This is a genomic window from Roseovarius gaetbuli (genome assembly GCF_900172365.1).
Lineage (GTDB): Bacteria > Pseudomonadota > Alphaproteobacteria > Rhodobacterales > Rhodobacteraceae > Roseovarius > Roseovarius gaetbuli.
The window spans coordinates 24,475-31,527 of the sequence record NZ_FWFJ01000046.1 but is presented as its reverse complement, the minus strand read 5'-3'; the positions used below and the strand labels follow the sequence as shown (position 1 = coordinate 31,527).

General features: G+C 63.4%; 8 protein-coding genes. 5 read left to right on the top strand and 3 right to left on the bottom strand.

What is annotated here, in order from left to right; translation table 11 throughout:
• Positions 1–70: 70 nt before the first annotated feature.
• Entirely contained in the window at positions 71–274 is a 204-nt protein-coding gene (locus ROG8370_RS16880; RefSeq protein ID WP_085828337.1) for a LysR family transcriptional regulator, read from the bottom strand.
• 93 nt (positions 275–367) lie between these two features.
• Between ROG8370_RS16880 and ROG8370_RS16875 the strand changes: the two genes are divergently transcribed.
• Entirely contained in the window at positions 368–775 is a 408-nt protein-coding gene (locus ROG8370_RS16875; protein ID WP_085828336.1) for a tautomerase family protein, read from the top strand.
• Here the strand turns inward: ROG8370_RS16875 and ROG8370_RS16870 are convergent.
• Entirely contained in the window at positions 772–2,115 is a 1,344-nt protein-coding gene (locus tag ROG8370_RS16870) for an ATP-binding protein (protein WP_085828335.1), read from the bottom strand. The genes ROG8370_RS16875 and ROG8370_RS16870 overlap by 4 nt on opposite strands.
• Positions 2,112–2,771: a response regulator transcription factor gene (locus ROG8370_RS16865; RefSeq protein WP_085828340.1), complete on the bottom strand. Its 660-nt coding sequence runs from the start codon at positions 2,769–2,771 to the stop codon at positions 2,112–2,114. The genes ROG8370_RS16870 and ROG8370_RS16865 overlap by 4 nt, the downstream gene beginning before the upstream one ends.
• Before the next feature lie 147 nt (positions 2,772–2,918).
• Here ROG8370_RS16865 and ROG8370_RS16860 point away from each other — a divergent pair, with 147 nt between their 5' ends.
• The 4 genes from ROG8370_RS16860 to ROG8370_RS16845 all read left to right on the top strand — a co-directional run bounded on the left by ROG8370_RS16860 (position 2,919) and on the right by ROG8370_RS16845 (position 7,050).
• Positions 2,919–3,314, top strand: coding sequence for a PepSY domain-containing protein (locus ROG8370_RS16860; RefSeq protein ID WP_085828334.1), 396 nt, complete (start codon positions 2,919–2,921; stop codon positions 3,312–3,314).
• Between the two features lie 117 nt (positions 3,315–3,431).
• Positions 3,432–3,896 carry a DUF2271 domain-containing protein gene (locus tag ROG8370_RS16855; RefSeq protein WP_085828333.1) on the top strand — a complete coding sequence of 155 codons (465 nt, stop codon included), beginning with the start codon at positions 3,432–3,434 and terminating at the stop codon, positions 3,894–3,896.
• 24 nt (positions 3,897–3,920) lie between these two features.
• Complete coding sequence (locus ROG8370_RS16850; RefSeq protein WP_085828332.1) at positions 3,921–6,134, top strand: PepSY domain-containing protein; 2,214 nt, start codon at positions 3,921–3,923, stop codon at positions 6,132–6,134.
• Positions 6,115–7,050 carry an FAD:protein FMN transferase gene (locus ROG8370_RS16845; protein ID WP_370738351.1) on the top strand — a complete coding sequence of 312 codons (936 nt, stop codon included), beginning with the start codon at positions 6,115–6,117 and terminating at the stop codon, positions 7,048–7,050. Before ROG8370_RS16850 ends, ROG8370_RS16845 begins: the two co-directional genes overlap by 20 nt.
• Positions 7,051–7,053: the final 3 nt, after the last annotated feature.

Here is a 7,053-nt window from a genome sequence, read left to right as displayed (position 1 = left end):
CCTCAGAAAAATGAGCCTCCGACCCGGCTGCGGCTCATTTTTCTGAGGGTACGATCATAAAGCGATTCTTTCACGCTGAAGCGGGTCCGACTGGAAGTCGGAGGGTTTGCTCCACGGCGTGGATACTCAACACCGCCTGAAGCTCCGCAATCTGGCGGCTGACCGCGCCGGCGGTAACGCAAAGCTCTTGTGCGGCGGCTGTCATGCTCTTGCGACGCGCAACGGCCTCGAAGGTACGCAGCGCATTCAAGGATATTCTGGATCGAGGCTTCATTGAGAAAAACTCACAGGCTGCGGGCTTAGAACTCGTTACACGCAATCACCTGGGAGGGCTAGAAGAACCGGGCATTCAACACAGGAGCCACCCATGCCAATCGTGCGCACAGCCGTGAAATCAGGCACTTCACCAGACCTGAAACAGAAAATCGCAATGGCCATTCATACCGCCCTTGTCGACAGCATCGGCATGCCCGCCGACGAGCTTTTCAATCTGGTGCAGGAGTATGATCCGGCGGATTTTTTCTATAGCCGGACCTTCAATGGCATTTCGAGATCCGACAGCCTTGTGTTGGTCGAGATCACCATGCGGCGCGGGCGCAGCGACGCCATGAAAACCGCGCTTTACGCCGCCATTGCGAGCACCCTTGCAAAGGATGCCCGGATCAGCCCGAAAGATGTCTTCATCTTCATGCATGAAAACGACTATTCCGACTGGTCGGTTGGCAATGGAAGTTTTGCCATGAAAATAGTCCAACAGCCGGGATCGGATGGTTAGTCAGCCGCCTCTGCCAAAGGCACCTGAAACTGCGCTTCAAACCCATCCGGCCGCCCGGTCGCCGGAGAGTGCAGGCTGAACCGGGCCTGCGCGCCGTCGGCGATGGCCTGAACAATCGACAGGCCAAGGCCGCTGCCGTCCGCCGATGTGTTCTGGCCGCGCTCAAAGCGCGCGGTCAGGCGGCGCAGGGTTTCGGACGCAAGGGCCGGGCCATCGTTGAGCACGCCAAACAGGCCCTCGCGGGTCAACCTGACGACAACCGGGGCCTCGCCCGTGCCGTGGCGCAGGGCGTTTTCAACAAGGTTGCGCACCATGATGGCAAAGGCATCCGGGTCGATATCAGACAGAACCGGACTGTCGGGCATCTCGGCCACGATCCGGTCGGCTCCGGCGGTCCGTTCAAAATCGCTGAGCGCGAGGCGCAGCACCGGGCGCAGATCAGATACCGTGTCGCGGCGCAAACGCCCGCCCTCGGCGCGCGCCAGCTGCATCAGCTTTTCCGACAGCCGGTTGAGCCGCTTGAGAGAGGTCTCTATCTCGCCTGCCCGCTGGCCCACGTTTGCATCGGGGGTTTCCGCCATGAGCCTCTGGGTCTGGGCCAGGGCAGCGGCAACCGGGGTGCGCAATTCATGCGCGGCATTGGCGGTAAAGCTGCGCTCGGCCTCAAGGGTGCGGCGCAGGCGGTCCAGAAGCTGGTTCACCGCATCGGCCATCGGCAGAAATTCATCCGGCAGGTTATCGTCACCCACAGGCGACAGATCGCGGGCACCGCGACTTGACAAGGCACCGCTAAAGTCGCGCACCGGCCCAAGGCTGCGGCGCAGGATCAGAAAAAGCCCGATCAGGCTGAGCGGGATCACCACGAAGAGCGGCAGCGCCAAGGCCATCAGGGATTCGCGCGCTACCTCGGCGCGGTGGGTCAGCGGCTCGGCGATGGCAATGGTGATCGTACCGCGCAGAGCGGCGTCAAAATAGAGCCGATGCGTCGCGGATTGGGAAAACCCCACCGTCTCAAACGGCGGAAAAACCGCCGTATCGGCGTCATGCGAGCGCAGCAGAATGCGCCCCTGATCGTCACGCACGATATAGGTGAAATATTCCTCATGCTGGCGCAGGCTTGCGATGCGCTGACTGACGCCTTCTTCGTCGCGATTGAGGATATCCAGAACCGCCAGCGGCAGAATGCGCTGTGCGGTTTCCTCAAGCGCGGAATCAAACACCTCGTCCATCTCGCCGCGCAGCAGGGTTGCGGTGACAAGGGCGGTGGCCAGCCACAAGATCGTAAGCCCGAGCCCAAGCCCAAGCGCCAGCTTGCCTTGCAGAGACCCCGGAAGCCTCATGCCGCGCCCAGCCGATAGCCAAGCCCACGCACCGTTTCGATGCGCTCACGACCCAGCTTTTTGCGCAACCGGCTGACGTGAACCTCGATCGCGTTGCTCTCGATCTCGGTGTCAAAGGAATAAAGCCGCTCTTCGAGCTGCGCCTTCGACAAAAGCTGACCGGGGCGCTGAACGAAGCCCTCGAACAGCACCCATTCGCGCGCGGTCAGGGACACCGGCTTGCCTGCGCGGCGCACCGATCTGGCGGCAAGGTCGATCTCGAGGTCGCCAAGCGTGACCAGAGGATTGGGGTTGCCGGAATAGCGCCGCGCCACCGCCCCGACCCGCGCCGACAGCTCGGATAGATCGAAGGGTTTGACCATGTAATCATCGGCCCCCGCGTTCAACCCCTTGATCCGGTCGCTGATCTGATCAAGCGCGGTCAGGATGATCACCGGCGTCACGTTCCCCTGCCCGCGCAATGCGCGCAAAAACGGCTGGCCGCGCCCATCGGGCAGCATCATGTCGAGCAGGATAAGGTCATAATCGGCCACATCAAGATATTCGCCTGCCTCATCAAGCCGCTTGGCCCAATCGGTGGAATGGCCATCGGCCATGATCTGATCGCGCACCGCCGCCCCCAAAACCGTATCATCCTCAACCAGCAGCACCCGCATTTTCGTATCCGCTCCGTTCCGTTTGTCGGGCTCTCTATCACGCGCGAACCTGACGCGGACCTGACGCGGAAAAATGGCATGCTTCAGGTTCAAGTCAGCATAGCGCGCAATAAGGCCCCATCACCAGCAATCTCAGGAGATGGGAAAATGAAAAAATATCTGATCGCAACGACATTCCTTGCCGGAATCGCCGCCGCAGGGGTTGCTTTGGCCGATGACGACGACTGCAACGTGGCGATGTCCAACTGGCAACCGCGCGAGGCGGTCAAGGCAATGGCCGAGGCCCAGGGTTGGAGCGTGCGCCGCATCAAGACCGACGATGGGTGTTACGAGATCGACGGGCGCGATGCCCAGGGTCGCGAAATCGAGGTCAAGGTTGATCCCGGCACGCTCGCCATCGTCGAGATGGAATATGAAGACGACGACGATGATGACGACGACGATTACGGCGAGTCGCGCCAGAACGCCGCCCCTGCGGGCAGCGTCGCCCCGCCGGACAACGGCCTGTTCACACCGGGAAGCAAGCCGGTGGTCAAACAGTAATCCGCGCATCCCGCGAACCTGACGGCCGGCTGACGGGTTTTCTTTCAAACCGTCAGCCGCGCTTCAGACCGGCCCGTCACACAAGGCCCAATCAAAAGACACCCAGGAGACGACACCATGAAAACCCTGCTCGCCACACTTGCCCTGACCACGGCGCTCTCTGCCCCGGCACTGGCCGCGCCGGTCACCTTGACCACCAACCTTAGCAACTATGGCGGCGATGGCGCCTATCTTGCGCTTTATGTCACCGACTCCAAGGGCGTCTATAAAGGCAGCCTGTGGATGGCCGGGGGCAAGGCGAAATATTACAAGCACCTGAGCGATTGGAATCGCGCAACCGGCGGCAATACCGCCGAGATCAGCGGCATCACCGGCGCCAGCGTCGGCGCGGGCCGTCAGCTCAAGATCACGCTCGACCTGGCGGATGCGCTGTTTGATGCGGGCTATGAGCTTCATATCGACGCCGCCGTCGAAGATTTTCGCGACAGCCCGTCCGAGGTGGTCGTGCCGCTGACACGTGCCGGTGCGAACAAACCCGTCGCCGGTCGCCATTACATCCAGGATTTCACCTACGGCCTGTAAACCAAAAGACGAAAGGGCCCTGCCATGTTGCGCATCCTGCATAAAGTCCCCGGTCTGATCGCGGCGATCCTGATCGTCGTGATCACGCTGAGCGGCACGGTCCTTTCCGTCCTGCCCGCATGGGAGGTGGTGGCAGAGGTCCCGTCCCGCCCCGAGGCAGGCCTGAGCGTGGCGACGCTGGTCGACCGGATCGCGATCACCTATCCCGGTGTGGAACAGATCAAGCGGTCCCCCTCGGGCAAGATCACCGCGTTCTACTTTGATGGCGGACAACCCGGCGCAGAGGTGATTGATCCCGCAACCGGCATCGGTGTCGGCCCCTATCAACGCTCGGGTTTTGCGCGCTGGATGACCAATCTGCACCGCTCGCTGTTTCTGGATGATGCCGGTCGGTGGGCGGTTGCCGCCGACGCGGTCTCTCTCTTGACGCTGTCGGTGTCGGGGCTGATGCTGACGGCGCGGCGTGTGGGCGGCTGGCGGCATTTCTTTTCGCGCCTGCGTGGCCCCTTGACCGGGCGGCTTCATGTCGAGGTGGCGCGCTTTACCGTGGTCGGGCTGTTGCTGTCGTCGGTGACCGCGCTTTTCATGGTTGCCAGCACCTTTGAGCTGATCCCCGAGGCGGAAAATCCCCCGGTCTTTCCGCGCGTGGTCAGCGAACAGACAGGCGCCGCCCCCGGCACCATGGCCTTGCTGCGCGACACGCCCGTAAGTGCCCTGCGCGAGCTGACCTTTCCCTATCCCGGCGACCCGACGGATGTGTTTCACCTGATCACCTACACCGGCGAAGGCTATATCGACCAAGGCACTGGCGAAGTGCTGATCTGGGCCAACGCGGGCCTCTGGCAGCGGGTGAATGAGACGATCTATATGCTGCACACCGGGCAAGGCGCGGCCCTGCTTGGGGTGATCCTTGGCCTGATGGCGCTTGGCGCGCCGTTCATGGCGGTGACCGGGGCGATGATCTGGCTGCAATCGCGCCGCGCGCGGCCCCGGATCAAGGGCAACACCCCCGCCGGTCAGGCCGATACCATCGTGCTTGTCGGCAGCGAAGGCGGCAGCACCTGGGGCTTTGCCGCGACGCTTCACCGCGCGCTGCAAGAGGCCGGGCACAAAGTTCATACCGGCGCGATGTCGGGCTTTCGCCCCGAGCGTTACACGCGCGCCGCGCAGGTGATCGTGCTGGCCGCCACTTATGGCGATGGTACGGCGCCGACCTCGGCCAAGGGGTTTCTTGATCGCCTTGCGGCCCTGCCGCAGGCTCCCGTCATGTCGCTCGCCGTGCTTGGCTTTGGCGACCGACAATTCCCGCACTTCTGCGCTTACGGCGCCGAGGTGGCGCGGCTGGCGGACCAAAAAGGCTGGACCTCGCTACTACCGATGGGCACGATTGATCGCCAATCGCCTCAGGAATTCGCCCGCTGGGGCCATGCCCTTGGCGAGGCGCTCGGCCATCCGCTTGAACTCTCGCACAGCCCGATGATCCCGCAATGCCAGGCGCTTACGCTTGTGTCGCGCCGCGATTACGGCTCTGACATGCAGACCCCTTCGGCGATCCTGCGCTTTGCCCTGCCCCAGACCGGGCGCATCGCGCGGCTGATGGGGCGTGGCTTTGGCAAGTTCTCGGCCGGTGACCTGTTGGGCATTGTGCCCGAAGGCGCGAGCGTGCCGCGGTTTTATTCACTGGCCTCGGGGCAGGCGGACGGTTTTGTCGAAATCTGCGTCAGCCGTCATCCCGGCGGGCTGTGCTCGGGGCAGCTTTTGGCGCTCAAACCCGGTGACAGCATGCAGGGGTTCCTGCGCCCCAATCCCGATTTCCGCCCGCAGGCGAATGCCAAGCCGGTGATCCTGATCGGCGCGGGCACCGGGATCGGGCCGCTGGCCGGCTTTGCCCGCTCCAACCGGCCGGGGCGCGAGATGCACCTTTATTTCGGCGCGCGTCACCCCGACAGCGACCTGTTTTACGGCGAGGAAATGCAGGATTGGCAGGGCGACGGTCGGCTTGCCTCGGTAACCACGGCGTTCTCGCGCACCGAAACGCGCAGCTACGTGCAGGACGCCCTGCGCAATGACGCCGCCCGGATTGCCCGGCTGATCAATGACGGCGCGCAGGTTCTGGTCTGCGGTGGTCGCGATATGGCCGCCGGCGTGGCCGAGGCCCTTGCCGACATCCTTGCCCCCACCGGATTGACGCCGGCCCTTTTGAAAGCTGAAGGACATTATGTTGAAGACACTTACTAAATTGACCCGCCACACCCTGAGCGGGCCGACGATGGGCACCCGCTGGTCGGCGCAATTTCATGCCCCTGACACGGTTGATCCGACGGAAATCGAGGCGGCATTGGCCGAAAGCGTCGCGGTGGTCGATCAGCAGATGTCGACCAGGAAACCCGACAGCAATCTCATGCGCCTGAACCGCGCGCCGGTTGGGGAATGGCTTGCGGTACCGGGCGAGTTGATGGTGGTGCTTAGCCGCGCGCTTGAGATTGGGCGGCTGTCGGGTGGCGCGTTCGAGATCGCCATGGGCGACGCGGTCACCGCCTGGGGATTTGGCGCGCAGGAGCATGACACCGAGGCGATGCGCCGCGCCCTGAACCAACCGCGCTTTCGCGCCCATCAGGTGATTGAGCTTGACCAAAAGGCGCAGCGGTTTTGCAAATGGGCCCCGGTCATGCTTGACCTCTCGGGCATCGCCAAGGGCTTTGGCGTCGATCAGATGGTTGCCGTGCTGGCGCGCTTTGGCATCGAACATGCGCTTGTCGGGCTTGACGGCGAGTTGCGCGCCATCGGTCAACGCCCCGAGGGCACGCCCTGGACCGTCGCGCTTGAAAAGCCCGACTACAAGGTGCGCGCGCCGCTCTCGATGCTTGAGCTGCGCGACAGCGCCGTCGCCACCTCCGGCGATTATCGCCATTGGGTCGATCTTGGCACGCAGCGCCTGTCGCATACGATGGACCCGGCGCGCGGCGGCCCGGTGCTGGGGGCGGCGGCCTCGGTCACGGTGCTGGCCGATACCTGCATGGACGCCGACGCCTGGGCCACCGCATTCATGGTGATGGGCAAGGACAAGGCCGCGATTCTGGCCAGCGATCAGGGGCTGAGCGCGATCTTTGTCGAGCGCCGCGGCGAAACCCTGCGGCAAACCTATGTCGGCTAGGGA